General features: G+C 69.9%; 13 protein-coding genes and 2 pseudogenes. 6 read left to right on the top strand and 9 right to left on the bottom strand.

Annotated features, from left to right (window positions below):
- Positions 1–3 precede the first annotated feature (3 nt).
- Positions 4–1,206, top strand: coding sequence for a dipeptidase (locus AB0I83_RS20875; protein ID WP_363305666.1), 1,203 nt, complete (start codon positions 4–6; stop codon positions 1,204–1,206).
- Positions 1,207–1,371: 165 nt separating this feature from the next.
- Here the strand turns inward: AB0I83_RS20875 and AB0I83_RS20880 are convergent, their stop codons facing one another.
- Positions 1,372–2,715 carry a UDP-glucose/GDP-mannose dehydrogenase family protein gene (locus AB0I83_RS20880; RefSeq protein ID WP_356536462.1) on the bottom strand — a complete coding sequence of 448 codons (1,344 nt, stop codon included), beginning with the start codon at positions 2,713–2,715 and terminating at the stop codon, positions 1,372–1,374.
- A gap of 186 nt (positions 2,716–2,901) precedes the next feature.
- Here AB0I83_RS20880 and AB0I83_RS20885 point away from each other — a divergent pair, with 186 nt between their 5' ends.
- The gene (locus AB0I83_RS20885) at positions 2,902–4,059 is read left to right on the top strand and encodes an acyl-CoA dehydrogenase family protein (RefSeq protein ID WP_363305684.1); all 1,158 of its coding nucleotides are present in this window, start codon (positions 2,902–2,904) and stop codon (positions 4,057–4,059) included.
- 111 nt (positions 4,060–4,170) lie between these two features.
- Here AB0I83_RS20885 and AB0I83_RS20890 read toward each other — a convergent pair whose 3' ends face one another.
- The 4 genes and pseudogenes from AB0I83_RS20890 to AB0I83_RS20905 form a co-directional block, all read right to left on the bottom strand.
- Positions 4,171–4,722: a GNAT family N-acetyltransferase gene (locus AB0I83_RS20890; RefSeq protein ID WP_363305667.1), complete on the bottom strand. Its 552-nt coding sequence runs from the start codon at positions 4,720–4,722 to the stop codon at positions 4,171–4,173.
- 73 nt (positions 4,723–4,795) lie between these two features.
- Entirely contained in the window at positions 4,796–5,713 is a 918-nt protein-coding gene (locus tag AB0I83_RS20895) for a hypothetical protein (protein ID WP_363305668.1), read from the bottom strand.
- Positions 5,714–5,744: 31 nt separating this feature from the next.
- A complete protein-coding gene (locus tag AB0I83_RS20900; RefSeq protein WP_363305669.1) occupies positions 5,745–6,758 on the bottom strand; it encodes a helix-turn-helix domain-containing protein in 1,014 nt (337 codons plus the stop codon).
- Between the two features lie 281 nt (positions 6,759–7,039).
- Positions 7,040–7,267 (bottom strand): annotated as a pseudogene (locus AB0I83_RS20905) (ATP-binding protein); the annotation flags it as partial.
- 215 nt (positions 7,268–7,482) lie between these two features.
- On the opposite strand from AB0I83_RS20905, the gene AB0I83_RS20910 reads away from it, so the two are divergent.
- Positions 7,483–8,361 carry a helix-turn-helix transcriptional regulator gene (locus tag AB0I83_RS20910; RefSeq protein WP_363305685.1) on the top strand — a complete coding sequence of 293 codons (879 nt, stop codon included), beginning with the start codon at positions 7,483–7,485 and terminating at the stop codon, positions 8,359–8,361.
- The gene (locus tag AB0I83_RS20915; protein ID WP_363305670.1) at positions 8,358–8,570 is read left to right on the top strand and encodes a DUF397 domain-containing protein; all 213 of its coding nucleotides are present in this window, start codon (positions 8,358–8,360) and stop codon (positions 8,568–8,570) included. Before AB0I83_RS20910 ends, AB0I83_RS20915 begins: the two co-directional genes overlap by 4 nt.
- An 81-nt stretch (positions 8,571–8,651) precedes the next feature.
- On the opposite strand, the gene AB0I83_RS20920 is transcribed toward AB0I83_RS20915, so the two are convergent.
- On the bottom strand, positions 8,652–9,944 hold the full coding sequence (locus AB0I83_RS20920) for an LCP family protein (protein ID WP_363305671.1): 1,293 nt from the start codon (positions 9,942–9,944) through the stop codon (positions 8,652–8,654).
- 119 nt (positions 9,945–10,063) lie between these two features.
- Between AB0I83_RS20920 and AB0I83_RS20925 the strand changes: the two genes are divergently transcribed.
- Positions 10,064–10,612, top strand: a complete 549-nt coding sequence (locus AB0I83_RS20925) for an acyl-CoA thioesterase (RefSeq protein WP_356844274.1) — start codon at positions 10,064–10,066, stop codon at positions 10,610–10,612.
- A gap of 71 nt (positions 10,613–10,683) precedes the next feature.
- Here the strand turns inward: AB0I83_RS20925 and AB0I83_RS20930 are convergent, their stop codons facing one another.
- Positions 10,684–12,048 (bottom strand): LCP family protein, encoded by a 1,365-nt coding sequence (locus tag AB0I83_RS20930; RefSeq protein ID WP_363305686.1) that lies wholly within the window; start codon positions 12,046–12,048, stop codon positions 10,684–10,686.
- A 325-nt stretch (positions 12,049–12,373) separates the two neighbouring features.
- Here AB0I83_RS20930 and AB0I83_RS20935 point away from each other — a divergent pair, with 325 nt between their 5' ends.
- On the top strand, positions 12,374–13,396 hold the full coding sequence (locus AB0I83_RS20935) for a glycosyltransferase family 2 protein (RefSeq protein WP_356536451.1): 1,023 nt from the start codon (positions 12,374–12,376) through the stop codon (positions 13,394–13,396).
- Positions 13,397–13,492: 96 nt separating this feature from the next.
- Here the strand turns inward: AB0I83_RS20935 and AB0I83_RS20940 are convergent, their stop codons facing one another.
- Together AB0I83_RS20940 and AB0I83_RS20945 are read right to left on the bottom strand one after the other, a co-directional pair.
- Entirely contained in the window at positions 13,493–15,148 is a 1,656-nt protein-coding gene (locus tag AB0I83_RS20940; RefSeq protein WP_363305672.1) for an LCP family protein, read from the bottom strand.
- Positions 15,149–15,197: 49 nt separating this feature from the next.
- Positions 15,198–16,682 (bottom strand): annotated as a pseudogene (locus AB0I83_RS20945) (LCP family protein); the annotation flags it as partial.
- Positions 16,683–16,750: the final 68 nt, after the last annotated feature.

Consider the following 16,750-nt stretch of genomic DNA (forward strand, 5'->3'; position numbering starts at 1 on the left):
CCCATGAGCGTCCAAGGCAACCTCGACCGCGCCCGCCTGCTGCTCGCCGACCACCCCGTGGTCGACGGCCACAACGACCTCCCGTGGGCCCTGCGCGAGCAGGTCGGCTACGACCTGGCCGCCCGCGACATCGCGCTCGACCAGACCGGCCACCTGCACACCGACATCCCCCGGCTGCGGGCCGGCGGCGTGGGCGCCCAGTTCTGGTCCGTCTACGTCACCACCGGTCTGACCGGCGACGACGCGGTGAGCGCGACGCTCGAGCAGATCGACGTCGTCGCGGAGATGCTGGCCCGCTACCCGGCGGACCTGCGGCGCGCACTGACCGCCGACGACATGGAGACGGCGCGCGCGGAGGGCCGTATCGCCTCGCTGATGGGGGCGGAGGGCGGCCACTCCATCAACAACTCCCTGGCCACCCTGCGCGCCCTGCACACGCTCGGCGTCCGCTACATGACCCTCACGCACAACGACAACACCGACTGGGCGGACTCGGCGACCGACTCCCCTCGCGTCGGCGGTCTGTCCGAGTTCGGCCGCGAGGTCGTGCGGGAGATGAACCGCGTCGGCATGCTGGTCGACCTCTCCCACGTGGCGGCCACCACCATGCGGGACGCGCTCGCCACCTCGGTGGCGCCGGTGATCTTCTCGCACTCCTCGGCCCGGGCGGTCTGCGACCACCCGAGGAACATCCCCGACGACGTCCTGCGGATGCTCGCGGCCAACGGGGGCGTGGCGATGGCCACGTTCGTACCGAAGTTCGTCCTGCCGGCTGCCGTCGAGTGGACGCTCGCCGCCGACCGCAACATGCGGGAGCACGGGCTGCACCACCTGGACACCACGCCGGCCGCGATGCGGATCCACGCGGACTTCGAAGCGGTCAACCCGCGCCCGATGGCCACCGTGGCCACGATCGCCGACCACCTCGACCACATGCGCGAGATCGCCGGGATCGACCACATCGGTATCGGCGGCGACTACGACGGCACGGCGTTCCTCCCGCTGGGGCTGGAGGACGTGTCCGGCTACCCGCACCTGATCGCGGAGCTGCTCACCCGCGGCTGGTCGGACAAGGACCTGGCCAAGCTGACGTGGCAGAACGCGGTCCGGGTGCTGCGCGACGCGGAAGCGGTCTCCCGCGACCTCGGGGCCAGGGTCGGCCCGTCCCACGCGACGATCGAGCAGCTGGACGGTCAGGCCTACTGACCCGGAGCCCAGGGCGGAGCCGGACGGGACGGAGACGGCCCGCCCCGCGTCGCCGAGGGCCGGGCCATGTCGGGTGCGGCCGTCCGAGGGGCGGTCCGGTGGCCGGAGGGCCGCCGTGCCCGCCCCGCAGCCGTGGCTCGGGCGGGCACGGCGGCCGGTCGCGCGTCAGGCCTTCGGGCGTCCCATCGCCCGGTACGTCCACCCGGCGTCGCGCCATACCGACGGGTCCAGCGCGTTCCGCCCGTCCAGGATGATCCGCCGTCCGGCGACCTCGCCCAGCGCGGCCGCGTCGAGCTCGCGGAACTCCCGCCACTCCGTCAGATGCAGCACCACGTCCGCGCCGCGCACCGCGTCCAGCGCCGTGTCCGCGTAACCGAGGGTGGGGAAGAGCCGACGGGCGTTGTCCATGCCCTTCGGGTCGAAGACCGTGACCTGGCCGCCCTGCAGATGGATCTGTCCGGCCACGTTCAGGGCGGGCGAGTCGCGTACGTCGTCGGAGTCCGGCTTGAAGGTGGCGCCCAGCACCGCGACCCGTGTGCCCAGGAACGAGCCCCCGCCCACGGCCTCGCGGGCCAGCTCGACCATGTGGCCGCGGCGGCGCATGTTGATGGAGTCGACCTCCCGCAGGAAGGTCAGCGCCTGGTCCGCCCCCAGCTCACCGGCTCGGGCCATGAACGCGCGGATGTCCTTGGGCAGGCAGCCCCCGCCGAAGCCGATACCGGCCCGCAGGAACTTCTTGCCGATGCGCTCGTCGTGGCCGATCGCCTCTGCCAGCTTCACCACGTCGCCGTCGGCGGCCTCGCAGACCTCTGCCATGGCGTTGATGAAGGAGATCTTGGTCGCCAGGAAGGAGTTGGCCGAGGTCTTCACCAGCTCGGCGGTGGGGAAGTCCGTCACCACGAAGGGCGAGCCCTCGGCCACCGGACCGGCGTACACCTCGCGCAGCAGCTTCTCGGCGTGCTCGCTCTCGACACCGACGACGATCCGGTCCGGGTGCAGGGTGTCCTTGACCGCGAAGCCCTCACGCAGGAACTCGGGGTTCCAGGCCAGCTCGGCGTCCGTACCGACCGGGGACAGCTCCGCGAGCCGCTCCCTGAGCCGGGCGGCCGAGCCCACCGGCACGGTGGACTTGCCCACGACCAGTGCGGGGCGGGTCAGCTGCGGGGCCAGCGACTCGAAGGCGCTGTCCACGTAGCTCATGTCGCAGGCGTACTCGCCGTGCTTCTGGGGAGTGTTCACGCAGACGAAGTGGACATCGCCGAAGGCGCCGATCTCCTCCCAGGAGGTGGTGAACCTCAGTCGCCCGGTGGACCCCTCGATGCCGGCGACGTGCTTCTGCAGGATCTCCTCGAGCCCCGGTTCGTACATCGGCACCCGGCCGGCCGAGAGCATCTCGATCTTCTCGGGTACGACGTCGAGCCCGAGGACTTCGAAGCCCAGCTCCGCCATGGCCGCGGCATGGGTGGCGCCGAGGTATCCGGTGCCGATCACGGTGATCCTGAGGGCCATGGGTGCTCCTGAACGATGCGGACAGACGTGCGGACCGAGCATATCCGGGGCCCGCCGGGCCCCTGTTCCGAGAGGCCCTCCGGGGCTGTCGGCAAGCTCACGTGCCGTGCCCGTATGCCGCCGCGAGGCAGGGCCACTAAAATCGGGTTACTTAACGGTAGTTAGCATCCTTGGGGAGTGAACGTCTTGGCGGGTTCGACCGACTTCGACCTGTACCGTCCGGCCGAGGAGCACGACATGCTCCGGGACACGATCCGCCGCCTCGCCGAGGCGAAGATCGCTCCGCATGCCGCCGCGGTCGACGAGGAGGCGCGTTTCCCGAAGGAGGCGCTGGCCGCCCTGGTCGCCGCCGACCTGCACGCGGTCCACGTCCCGGAGGAGTACGGCGGCGCGGGCGCCGACGCCCTCGCCACGGTCATCGTGATCGAGGAGGTGGCCCGTGCCTGCGCGTCCTCCTCCCTCATCCCGGCCGTGAACAAGCTGGGCTCGCTCCCGGTGATCCTCTCCGGCTCCGAGGACCTCAAGAAGAAGTACCTCGGCCCGTTGGCCAAGGGCGACGCCATGTTCTCGTACGCCCTGTCCGAGCCGGACGCCGGCTCGGACGCGGCGGGCATGAAGACCAAGGCCGTCCGCGACGGTGACTTCTGGGTCCTGAACGGTGTGAAGCGCTGGATCACCAACGCCGGCGAGTCCGAGTACTACACGGTCATGGCCGTCACCGACCCGACGAAGCGCTCCAAGGGCATCTCGGCGTTCGTCGTCGAGAAGTCCGACGAGGGCGTCTCCTTCGGCGCCCCGGAGAAGAAGCTCGGCATCAAGGGCTCCCCGACGCGCGAGGTCTACCTCGACAACGTCCGTATCCCCGCCGACCGCATGATCGGCGAGGAGGGCACCGGCTTCGCCACGGCGATGAAGACCCTGGACCACACGCGTATCACGATCGCGGCCCAGGCGCTCGGCATCGCCCAGGGCGCCCTCGACTACGCCAAGGGCTACGTCCAGGAGCGCAAGCAGTTCGGCAAGCCGATCGGCGACTTCCAGGGCATCCAGTTCATGCTCGCCGACATGGCGATGAAGCTGGAGGCCGCCCGCCAGCTCACCTACAGCGCAGCCGCCAAGTCCGAGCGCCTCGACGCCGACCTGACCTTCTTCGGCGCCGCGGCCAAGTGCTTCGCCTCCGACGTCGCCATGGAGGTCACCACGGACGCGGTCCAGCTGCTCGGCGGCTACGGCTACACGCGGGACTACCCGGTCGAGCGCATGATGCGTGACGCCAAGATCACCCAGATCTACGAGGGCACGAACCAGGTGCAGCGCATCGTCATGGCCCGCAACCTGCCGTAACGGCCTCCCCCGGCCCCGCCCCGCGGTTCTCGGCACATCGGCCCCCGGCACGTCGGTGCCGGGGGCCGCGCGTGTGCCGGAGGGCCCACGGCACCGTCGTTTCGCGGGCGCTCATCCCTGAGCCGGCCGCGCAGGCCGGTCGATCCGGTAGAGGTGGTGCGCCCGGTCGTCGACGGGATTGTCCGGCTCCAGGTCCCCTCCGGCCACGCGTCGCAGTCCGGCCTTCTCCAGCGCCCGCCAGGACGCCCGGTTGGCCGTCGACACCGGCACGAGGACACAGGGGGCACCGGGACGGTCGTTCCAGATGGCCTGGACGGCCGACCGGATCATCCGCGTGCCGAGCCCCTGGCCGGTCATCCGTGGCTCGCCGACCAGGTAGTCGAGGGTCATCGCCCCGGGAGGCACCTCGACCAGGGTGGCGAGCTCGGCCATGTAGTCGGGGTAGTCGGACAGACGACAACGCTGAACCAGGCCGAAAGGACTGCCGTCGAGGTGGGCCAGAAGTTCGTCCGACGGTTCCTCACCCCTGACGGCAGGACCGAAGTCCCGCGACACCGCCTCGATCGAGGTCTCGTGGTTCCACCACCGGGCCACGTGCGGCTGCTCCAGCCAGGAGATCAGCAGCGGGAAGTCGTGCTCGGCGAGCCGACGCCATGTGATCATCGAAAACCTCCGACGGGACCGGCCGACAGGAACCGACCGCCCTGCGGTCACGGGCCGGGTCGGCGGCCGGCCTTCAGTCCTGGAAGATCTCGCGGACCGAGGTTGCGGTGGCTGCGCGCAGGAGCCAGGTGCGCAGGAGCTGGGGATCGTTGCAGCTTGTGATCCTCTCGCACGTTTCATCCGTGACGGCGATACCGCGTGCCTCGAGAATCAGCAGAAGGCCTTCCGCCTTGCCCTCCGCCTTGCCTTCGGCTTTGCCTTCTGCCTTACCTTCGGCACGGCCTTCTGCGCGGCCTTCGTCCCGGATCTCCTCCGAGAGGGGTGACTTGTAGAAAGAGAGGTCCACGGCCACCAGATTCCTCCACTGTTGTGCGGCTGGGCGGTTGCCCAGGCCTTGTGCGGCGAGTTCGACGAGGGGGTGCGCGATGCTTTCCGGAGCGTCCTGAAGGCTGGTCGACAGCGTCTTCATTATGGCACCGACGTCGGGATTGTCAGCGTGTGTGATGAGCGCCAGCGTGGTGAAGGCGGGGTCCTTGCGCGCTCTGGCCACCTCGGTGATCACGGGCATGTTGTGGGGGCCCACCACGAGGGGGCGCAGCGTGAGGACCGGGTGCTCAGGGCTGCCGAAGTGTGTGGGCAGTGCGGCCCATTCGGCGGTGGCACGGTTCTGGCAGACGACCATGAGCAGTGTCTGCATCCGGTACTTGTTGAGCAGGTACGCGTAGTAGTACGCCCAGGTAGCGGGTTTGTCCGGATCCTTCTTGCCTTGGGCTTCGATGGCGAGGAGAAGGGGTGGACCGTTCTCCGTTTCGATGCGCAACAGGGTGTCGACGCGACGTTCGAGGGGCTGCCTCTCGGTGAGGTCTGTGGGCATGACTTTGGTCGAAGCGGATGGACCGATGGTCACACCGAGTAGTTCGGACACGCTGCAGAAGAGATCCGGGTACTCCTGGAAGATGCGGTGCATCGCTTCGTGGGGGGAGCTGACCATGAAGGTTCCTTCGTTCGAGAGGTGGTCCTGATCAGGCGGCCTGCCGGCTGTCCGCGCGGCAGTCGCGGCAGTGGCCGGGGTGGCGGGAGCGGAAGGCGCGGTCGCACCGGTCGCAGTTCTGGAGCGGGATCACGACCACGCCGGGGCGCGGCGAGGGCGTCAGCTCCTGGGTTCCTGGCAGCGCCGGTGGCAGGAGTGCGGTGACGCGGTGGCGCAGGAGCTTCACCGGATGTCTCAGCGGGGCCGGAAGGTCGGTGGTGAGGGCGTGGCGGATGGAGTCGGGGTGGGTGTCGCGTTCGAGCCAGGCCGCGACACCGGGAGTGAGGTTCTCGATATCGGCCCCGGAGAGCACGAGCTGGGGTGCGTGGCGCCGCAGGTCGGCGAGGATCGCGCAGGCCGCTCGTTGAAGCTCGGGGGTGAGTGCCTGCGGTCGGGGGAGCGGCGCAGGTGGTGTCGTGCGCGCGGTGGGCGGCGGCACGAGCGCCCGGCCCGACGGCGGTGCGGGGGCTGGTGAGGGAGTCGGCGGCGGCTCCGCGGCGGGCTGGGGTGCTGGTGGTCGTGGCGCCTGCGTGGGATGCGACGGGTGAGCGGGCTCGTGTGACGTGACCGGGTGCGGCGACGGTGAGGCTTCGGTGTGCCTTGCCCGGGGCGGTGGCGTCGCGCTGGCGCGTCCGCCGGAGCCCGGCTGGTTGTACGACACGGTACGGGTGACGACGCGGCCGTCGGTGAGGCGGACACGACTGCGGTGCAGGTATCCGGTCGCCTCCAACTCCCGCAGGGCAGACGCGATCCGGGTCTCGCTCTCCGGGAAACGCTCGGCGAGGCGTTTGATGCCGATCCTCGTCCCGGCGGGCAGTGACTGGATGTGCGCGGCGAGCCCGATGGCGACGAGGGAGAGGCCGCGGTGCTGGGCGAGGTGGTTGCCGATGACGGTGAAGCCGCCGGTGTGCCGGACGTTGACGTGGATAACGCCGGACGACGGCGCGGAGCCCTTGGAGGCAACGGGCCGGGCGTACGGGGGCGCGGTAATCTGCTGGGTATCCATCGGGAAGCGCTTCTTCCTCGGTGGTCAGGCCCTCGATCGGGATTCGCAGTCCCGGCCGGGGGCCGTCTCATGTCTGTGGTGGTCGGGGCGAGCATATGCCTGGCAAGCCACTCCAAATCCAGCCCAGTTGCCATATGTCACCCGTGCGAGTGACTGGGATCGAGCCGGGTCGGGTTGGGGTGGGGAAGGTGGTTTCTCCAGGTACTTCAAAGCCTTGTACGTCGTGGGGCACCGCGTCGCGGCCCACCGGGTCGTAGGTTTCCGCGACCCGGTGGCGGCGGTCACGGTACGAGGTCGGGTTCGGCCCAGACGGCCTTGCGCGGGACGGGCCCGACGTCCACGCCCCAGCGGTCCGCGACCGCCTCGACGATCAGCAGGCCGCGTCCCGACTCCCCGTCCTGCGCGGGCGTTGCCACGAGCGGTAACCGCTCGCCCAGGGTGTCGGTCACCGCGATGCGCAGAAGCCTGTCGTCGTGGACCGCGAGGCTCAGCTGGAAGTCCCGGCCCGGTGAACTGCCAGGTGGGAGCGGAATGTTCGGTTCGAGTGATTTCTTGGGTCACATCACTCAGCGTGGCCGCGCGTGCGTACCGTGAGCAGTCGCAGGGCGCTTACGTACGGTGATTGTCCAGCGCTTGTCCGGTGCTGTCCCGGCTGTCCGGGGTGACGGGCTGGGGACGACCAGGGTTGAGCAGGGACGGCATGCACGTCGGAAGTGGGGTACGGATGAGCGCGGACGGGGTCGGTACGGAGCACGGGGACGGCGGAGCGGACGAGCCCGGCTGGGACGTCGACCCGGACGACGAGTCCGGGGTCGCTGTGGTGGCTGCGGTGGGCCGTCAGATCAAGGGCTGGCGTGAGTCGGCCGGGCTGCGGGCCGGGGAGTTCGGGGCCTCCATCGGCTACGGGGAGGACCTGGTCTACAAGGTCGAGGGAGGGCGGCGGATTCCTCGGCCGGAGTTCCTGGACCGGGCGGACGAGGTGCTGGGCGCGGGCGGGAAGTTGGCCGCGATGAAGCGGGACGTGGCGGAGGTGCGGTACCCGAAGAAGGTCCGGGATCTGGCGAAGTTGGAAGCGAAGGCGGTCGAGTTGGAGGCGTACCACCACCACAACATCAATGGCCTGTTGCAGACGGAGGAGCACATGCGGTCCCTCTTCGCGTCCTGGCTACCGGCTTATACGCAGGACGAGATGGACCGGGTCGTTGCCGCTCGTCTGGCGCGACGAGCGATCTTCGAAAGGGATCCGCTGCCCTCACTGAGCTTCGTCCAGGAGGAGGTGACCCTTCGCCGGCCGGTCGGAGGCGCATTGGCGTTGCGTCGACAGCTCGAACGGCTTCTGGAAGTAGGGCAGTGGCGGAACGTCGTGATTCAGGTGATGCCGACACTCCGTGATGAGCATCCAGGTACGGGTGGGCTGATCGAGGTTCTGAGATTTCCTGACGGCAGTGCGGTGGGGCGTTCGGACGGTGCGTTCAGCGGGCGCCCGGTGTCCGATCCGAAGCAACTCCGGATCCTTGGGTTGCGCTATGGGATGATCCGGGCCCAGGCTCTTACGCCAGGTGAGTCGTTGGCCTTCATCGAGCAAGTTCTGGGGGAGACATGATCCGCAAAACCTCTGCCGGGGTTCCCTCGGATCCGCAGTGGTTCAAGAGCAGTTACAGCAGCAGCGGCGACGGCAACGACTGCGTCGAGATCGCATCCGCCCCCGGAACCGTCCGTGTCCGTGATTCCAAGCGGAGTTCCGACGGTCCCCTGCTCGGCTTCACTCGCGACAGCTGGGCGGCGTTCGTGGCGTACGCGGCCGGAAGCTGACCCGGTCGGCGGACGGACCACGGCGTACAGAAGCCCCTCACCCGCCGCGACGGGTGAGGGGCCCCTGCGGGTCGGGCCGGGTCAGCTGCCCTTGACCGTGACCGCCTCGTCGTTCTTCAGCTGCTCCACGAGCTGCTTGACCTTGGCCTTGTCCCAGACCAGGTTGCCGTTCACGCTCTGGCCCGAGAGCGGGATGTTCATCGACTTGCCCTCGCCGCCGGTGACGCCCTTCATCGCGAAGAACATGTTGCCGAGCGACCAGAGCGACATGTCCTTGTCGACGATCAGCGTGTCCAGGCCCGCGCCCATCGTCGGGTAGAGCTTGAACGGGTTGAGGATCGTGGACGGGGTCGCCGTCTGCGAGGCCAGCGCCGCGAGGAACTTCTGCTGGTTCTTCGTACGGTCCAGGTCGCTGCCCGCGAACGCGTACCGCGTGCGGACGAAGGCGAGGGACTGTTCGCCGTTCAGCGTCTGCTTGCCCGCCTGGAAGTCGGCGCCGGAGTTCTTGTCCTTGAAGGCCTTGGGGATGTCCAGCTCGACGCCGCCGATCGCGTCCACGATCTTGGCGAAGCCGCCGAAGCCGATCTCGACGTAGTGGTCGATGCGCAGGCCGGTGTTGAACTCGACGGTGCGGACCAGCAGTTCGGGGCCGTCCTCGGCGTAGGCCGCGTTCAGCTTCGTCGTGCGGCCCGTTCCCGCGAACTTCTTGCCGGACTCGGAGCCGATGAACGACGGGATCTCGACGTTCGAGTCACGGGGCAGGGAGATCAGCGTCGGGCCGTTGGAGCCGTCGTGCAGGATCATCATCGAGTCGGTGCGCTTGCCCTCGGCGGAGCCGGTGTGCAGCTTCTTCTTGTCCTCGGCGGTCATGCCCTCGCGGCTGTCGGAGCCGACGATCAGGTAGTTCGTGCCGTCACCCTCGGAGGGACGGTCGATGACCTTGACGAGGTCGACCTCGCGCTTGAGCTTGCCGTCGGCCCAGAAGTACGTGCCGACGGAGACGGCGAGCACCACGACGACCAGGGTCAGCGTGCCGACCTTGAGGCGTCGGCCCCAGTTCGGGGCGGCGCTGGGCCGGACGTAGCCGCTGTCGCCGCCCCGGCCGCCTCCGCCGTAACCTCCGCCGCGCTGGTCGCCGCCGTTCCCGCCGCCGTAGACCTGGCCCGTGTTGTAGCCGCTGTCGTAGCCGGGGTCCTGGCCGTAACCGTCGTGGCCCTGCCCTTGCTGCGGCGGGATGCGGGGCGGGGACTGCGGAGGGGCGGGGCGCCGCCGGACGTGCGGCATGGCGCGGGCGCCCTCGGGCTGCGGGTTTCCGCTGCCCTGGCCGTAGCGCTCGCCGGGTCCGCCGTTCCGTCCTTCGGGCCAATCGCTCATGCGGTCCAGTGTGCCGCGTCGACCTGTGGCTCTTACAGGGTGTACGGGGGATCGGGTCACGGCTGTTGCGAAGCTGATGCAATGCAACCGGGTGCAAGCCCCCGCATAAGGTGGAGGGCATGACAGATCAGTCCCAGCCTGCGGAGGGCGAAATTCCGGCCAAGCCGACCTCGGCCTCCCGGACCACCCTCAGCCACATCATGACCGGCAGCGACACCAATCTCCTGGGTACGGTGCACGGCGGTGTGATCATGAAGCTGGTCGACGACGCTGCCGGGGCGGTCGCGGGCCGGCACTCCGGCGGCCCGGCCGTGACGGCCTCCATGGACGAGATGGTCTTCCTGGAGCCGGTGCGCGTGGGCGACCTCGTCCATGTCCGTGCCCAGGTGAACTGGACCGGGCGCTCCTCGATGGAGGTCGGCGTCCGCGTCCTGGCCGAGCGGTGGAACGAGTCGACCCCCGCCCAACAGGTCGGCAGCGCCTATCTGGTCTTCGCGGCGGTCGACGAGGACGGCAAGCCGCGGCTCGTGCCTCAGGTGGTGCCGGAGACGGAGCGCGACGAGCGGCGGTACCAGGAGGCGCAGATCCGGCGTACGCACCGGCTCGCGCGGCGCCGCGCGATCAAGGAGCTGCGGGAGCGGCGGGCCGCCGAGGGCATCGACGACTGAAGGCTCCGGCAGGTGGTCCCGGTCGGCACCCGGCTGGCCTGGACCACCTGGTCACCGGCTGCCGCCGCCGGTCACGGGCAGACGACCTGGTCGCCGGTGACCGTGCCGAACTCGCCCCGCTGCGGATCCTCGGCCTTCACCCGCCGCACCTTCGTGAAGTCCGAGCCCGCGGTGACCTTCATCGTCCCGCCCTGCCCCTTCACCGCTTTCAGCTCGCAACCGGGCAGAGCCGTGGCGAGGGACCTGGCCGACCGGTCCCAGCGCGGGTCGTAGCTGATCACCGTCCGCGTCAGATCGCTCGGGCCGCCGTTCAGCGGAGCCCTGGTGGTGTTGAACCCGGTGCCGCGCAGAGCCGCGTCGACGTCCTGGCCCAGCCCGTCCTTCGGCGTCCCGTTGTAGACCTGCACCCGGATCTGCTCGGGTGCCACGCCGACGATCGTCGCCTCGGGCTGCTTCGGCAGCTGGGGGGCGAGCGGCCTGTCCTCCTGGAGCGCCTGGAACAGCTTCTTCGACTTCCGCGCGTCCCACTTCACGGTGGAGCCGATGCCCTTGACCTGGAAGCCCGCCTCTTCGAGGGGTACGGAGGCGAACTCGGACGAGGCCGGGGTGAAGCCCCGCATCGCCTTGCCGAGCTCCAGCATCTGCTCGGTGCCGAAGTCCTTGTCGGCGCGCACCGACTCGAGCATCGACGCGGCCACCTGCTGGAACTTCATCGGGTTCATCAGCACACCGCTGCTGGTCGTCTGCTTGATCAGCGCGGCCATGAACTTCTGCTGGCGCTGCATCCGGCCCAGGTCGGCGGCCCCGTCCAGGTGACGGGAGCGCACGTACTGAAGGGCCTGGCCGCCGTCCAGCCGGTGGGTGCCTGGGGTCAGGTCCAGGCCCGTGTACGAGTCCTTGAGCGGCTTGGCGGTGCAGATCTCCACCCCGCCCAGGGTGTCGACGGTCTTCATGAAGCTGGTGAAGTCGACCTCCAGGTAGTGGTCGATCTTGACCCCGGTCATCCCCTCCACCGTCCGCACGGTGAGGTGGGGCCCGCCCTCGGCGTAGGCGGCGTTCAGCTTCACCGGGTGGGCCGAGTGCTGCTTGCCGGTGGTCCCGTCGGTGTGCGCCGGGAGCTCGGCGTAGCTGTCGCGGGGAAGGCTGACGACACTGGCGCGCTGCCGGTCGGCCGAGAGGTGGACGAGCATGAGGGTGTCGGTGCAGTGGCAGGGGGCGCCGCCGAGTCTGTACTTCTTCTTCTCCGCCTTGCTGATCTTGTCGCGGCCGTCGGTCCCGACGAGCAGCAGGTTCAGTCCGTGGCCGCCGCGGGGGCGGTTCTTCATGTCCTTGAAGGGGTCAACCCGGTCGATCCCGGTCTCCAGGCCGCTCACCACGGCGTGGCCGATCCCGCCGGCGCCGAGCACCAGCACGGACAGTCCGGTGACGACCCGCATGCCCCACCGGGGAGGGGTCTTGCGGCCTCCGCGCTTGAGTCCGCCGCCGGACCTGGGCTGCCGGAGCGGCCTGCGCTGCGGGGGAGCGGTGCGGGGGTGCGGTGGACGGGGCGATCGGTGCGGCGTGGGCACGAGGGACACCTCCGCGGTGCGAGTAGGACTTTCGCACGGTAGGCCCATACGATCTGCTGACCGGTAGGAGACCTGGCGGCGCGCGCCGCATTCCCCCGTTCGCGGTAACGTGGCGGCCGAATCACGCCACCTCCTGGGGTGCGGAACCCCGCCCCGGAGTCCCTGGCACCCCCGAGGACCCACCGAGGACCACATGTCTGCCGCGCAGCACCCCGCCGTCTCCGTGATCATGCCGGTACTCAACGAGGAACGCCATCTCAGGAACTCGGTCCGGCACATCCTGGAGCAGGAGTACGCCGGCGAGATGGAGGTGGTGATCGCCCTCGGACCGTCGAACGACCGTACGGACGAGATCGCTGCCGAGCTGGTCCGTGAGGACTCCCGGATCCACACGGTCCCCAACCCCACCGGCCGCACCCCCGCCGCGCTCAACGCAGCGATCAAGGCGTCGCGTCACCCGATCGTGGTACGCGTGGACGGCCACGGCATGCTCTCGCCGAACTACATCGCGACCGCGGTCCGGCTCCTGGAGGAGACGGGCGCGCAGAACGTCGGCGGCATCATGCACGCCGAGGGCGAGAACGCCTGGGAGCAGGCCGTCGCCGCCGCGATGACCTCGAAGATCGGCGTGGGCAACGCGGCCTTCCACACCGGTGGTCAGGCGGGTCCCGCCGAGACCGTGTACCTCGGCGTCTTCCGCCGCGAGGCGCTGGAGCGGGCGGACGGCTACAACGTCGAGTTCATCCGCGCCCAGGACTGGGAGCTGAACTTCCGTATCCGCGAGGCGGGCGGTGTGGTCTGGTTCTCGCCGGAACTGAAGGTGCAGTACCGCCCGCGGCCGAGCGTCCGGGCCCTCGCCAAGCAGTACAAGGACTACGGCCGTTGGCGCCACGTCGTGGCCCGCTACCACTCCGGCTCGATCAACCTGCGTTACCTGGCCCCGCCGACCGCGGTCTGCGCCATAGCCGCGGGCATCGTCGTCGGCGCGGCCGTCACCCCGTGGGCGTTCGTGGTCCCGGCCGGGTACGCCGCGGCGATCGTCGCCGGATCGCTCCCCGCGGGCAAGGGCCTGTCGCCGAAGGCGCGGGCGCAGATCCCCGTGGCGCTGGCCACCATGCACATGTCCTGGGGGTTCGGCTTCCTGACCAGCCCGCGCGCGCTGGCGAGGAAGGTCATCGCCAGCCGCCGCCCGGCCGTCCGGGAGCAGACCGTCTGACCGTCGCGCGCACGGTGCGCACGGTCGCACCTCCGCCCCCACGCACATGAGGAGGGCCCCGCCGATGCCGGCGGGGCCCTCCTCATGTGCCGTACGTCAGAAGGTGAAGCCCGGGTTGACGTGCATGCACGCCTTCTCGTCCGCGCCGTTCAGCGGGTTCGCCGAGTCCGGGGCCTTCTCCTCCGCGGCCTTCGCCGGGTACGCGCCGTCCTTGCGCCAGTCGGCACCGACCGTCAGGACGACGCCCGACACCTCGGTCGACTTCTTCACCTGGGACACCGGGATGCCGAGGGCCTTGGCCACCGCCTGCGCGTCGCCCTCCAGGTCCGCGCTCGGGTAGAGGACACCGGTCCTGGCCGCCCTCTCGACGTTCTGCGAGTCGACCGACGCCTTGGTGAAGCCGGCGTCCTCCAGCAGACCCTCGACCTTGCTCGCGCGGCCCCGGGCGGGACCCGCGGTGTCCGTCGCCGTCGCGTTGCGCACGCTGACCGCGATGTCGGCGGGCGGGCCGGCCGTGTCCGCGGCGACGGGCGTCTTGCGCTTGGAGGCCTTGCCGTCCAGCGGGATGTCGTCACGGATCATCCGGAAGACCTGCTCCGCCTCGTCCTTCTTGGGGAACACCCGTCCGCTCAGGTTCCCGGTGCCGTAGACGTTGGGCATGGTCGTCATGGTGATGCGGTCGGTCGGGGCCTTCTTGAGCTCCTCGGCCAGGTCGTACAGCTTCTTGACGGTGTCGAGGCCGTTGTCGACGGTCAGCGCGCTGGTGGCCGCCTCGGCGAGGTCCATCAGCTTCCCGGGGTCGGTGAGCTTGGTGCCCTTGCGCAGCTCGCGCACCATCGAGTTCAGGTACTGGTGCTGGGCCTTGGTGCGGCCCAGGTCGGTGTTGTCCTCGAAGCCGTACCGGGTGCGCAGCCACTGGAGAGCCTGCTTGCCCTTGACGGACGTGGTGCCCTCCTTCAGCTTCAGGCCCGATCCCTTGCCGTCGCTCGTGTGCGAGTAGACGTCGGCGTCGACACAGACCGGGACGCCTCCCACCGCGTCGGCCATCGAGACCACGCCCGCGAAGTCGATCATCATGAAGTGGTCGATCGTGATGCCGGTGAGCTCGTACCAGGCGGCCACCGTGCACCCGGGGCCGCCACGGCCCAGGCTCTCGTTCGTCTGGACGTCGACCGTGCTGGCCGGGTACACGTCGCCGGACTCGGGGTCCGTGCACCTGGGCATCTTCAGCATGGTGTCGCGCGGCATGCTGACGACCGAGATGTTGCTGCGGTCCGCGGAGAGGTGGAGCAGCATCTGCACGTCCGCGAGGGGCGGACCGCCGAAGGTCTCCTTGGCGCCGCCCAGTTTCTGGTTGGCCTTGGAGTCCCGGGCGTCGGATCCGATGAGCAGGATGTTCAGAGGGGTCTGACCGGCGGAGTTGGCCTTGTGGTCGGTCATCTGCTTGTCGCCGAGTGTCAGGTCCTCCTTCTTGATGTTGCCGTTGAGGTGCCTGTAGTAGACGTAACCGGCGGCGCCGGTGCCGGCTATCAGCAGTGCGAGGACCGCCGCCACCCAGCGCAGCACGCGCCGCTTGCCACCCCTGGCCGCCCGCCGGGTACGCCGGTTCGGCCCGCCGGGCTCGTGTCCGCCCTCCGGCGCGGCGGAGCGCTCCCACCGGTCGTGGCCGCCGCGGTCCCCCGCGTCTTCGCCGGGGCCGTCGTGCCGGCCGTGAGGACGTGTCTCCTCCCCGCGTGTGCTGCTCCGTCCCACCAGGACCCCCCTGCTGCTCAGACTTCCGCTGTGGCGCGAGGACCCGTCGTCACTTCGCGCATACCGCCTTGTCGGCGCTTGCCTTCTGAATGTCCTGCGGCGCCTCTTGCGGACCGGTGAGGGGCACTCCGGCGCCCTCGAAGTCCGCTCCCAGGGTCAGGACCATCGGCTGAAGGCCGTCGGCGCCGGTCGTTCCCTGCTTCAGCGCGCCGGCGGGCAGGCCCATGATGTCCGCGAGTGCGCGGGCCTGGTCCGCCTGGTCCGGCGCGTACGCCAGTGTGGTGCTGTCGGTCTTGGCCGGGGCGTTCGACCCGTTGGCCGGATCCGGTACGCCCTGCTCGTTCCGCAGCCATCGCACGGTCGAGCTCGCCGCACCCGAGATGTCGCCGCCGTTGAGGACCTCGACGCGGATGTCGGCGGGCTTCGCCCTGCTGCCCTTGAGGAGGGCTTCCTGCTTGCTTCTGGTTGCCTTCTCCCGCGCTTTCTCCTGGGCCTTCACCTCGGTGAGCGAGGTGTCGGCGCGCATCATCGCGAAGAGCTGTGCGGCCTTCTGCTGGTCCACGACCACGGTGACCGGCGTCGGCTCGGCGGGGTTGTCCTTCACCGGCATCGTCACGAAGGTGATGTTCTTCGTGTCGATCCTGCCGAGTTGGTCGGCGAGTGAGGTCAGCTTCTTGATCGATCCGATGCCGGAGTCGACGGTGAGCGCCTCGGTCGCCGCGTCGGCGAGCTTGTAGAGCTTGCCCGGGTCGGTGAGTGTGTCGTCGGACTTCATCCGGCGGATCATCGACCCGATGAACTGCTGCTGGACCTTGATCCGGTCGAGGTCGCTCTGGTTCCCGAAGCTGTGGCGGGTGCGGACGAAGGCGAGCGCGTCCTCTCCCTGGATCGTGGACCGGCCCGCCGGCAGGTCCAGGTGCGAGTCGGGGTCCTTCACGGCCTTGGCCAGGCAGACCTCGACCCCGCCGACGGCCGTGGAGAGCGTCTTCACGGCGTTGAAGTCGACCATCATGAAGTGGTCGACGGACAGGCCGGTGATCTTCTCGACGGTGCGCATCGTGCAGCCGGGGTCGCGCCCCTCCTGGCCGAGGCTCACGTTGAAGCGGGTGTTCTCCGTCCCCGGTACGACCTTCTCCGAACCGTCCGGCTGCTTGGTGCGGCAGTCAGGTACGTCCGTGATCAGGTCCCGGGGGATGCTCATCGCCGTCGCGTCGGTGCGGTCGGCGGAGACGTGGAAGAGGATGTTGGTGTCGGCGTGGCCGGTGCTGCCCTTGTCGCCGTAACCCTCGTTCCCCGCACCGGTCCGCTTGTCCGTGCCGATGACCAGGACGTTCAGCGGGCCGTCGGAGGCGACGCTCTTGCTGCCCGCGTCACCCACGTCGACGGTGTCGAGGTTGCCGTCGAACTTCCGGTAGAGCGCGTAGGCCCCGGCCGATCCGGCGACGATCACGAAGGCCATGACCCCGCCGGTCCACAGCAGCGCCCCGCGCCGCCGCGACCTCGGTCGCCCGGGCTCCCGCCGTCCGGCCGACGGCTCCCGGCCCCGGGCCGGGGCCGGCGGCCGGCGGCGGCCGCCCGGGGGGGGGCCCGCCCCGCCGCGCC

Source organism: Streptomyces sp. NPDC049970 (assembly GCF_040660235.1).
Taxonomy (GTDB): domain Bacteria; phylum Actinomycetota; class Actinomycetes; order Streptomycetales; family Streptomycetaceae; genus Streptomyces.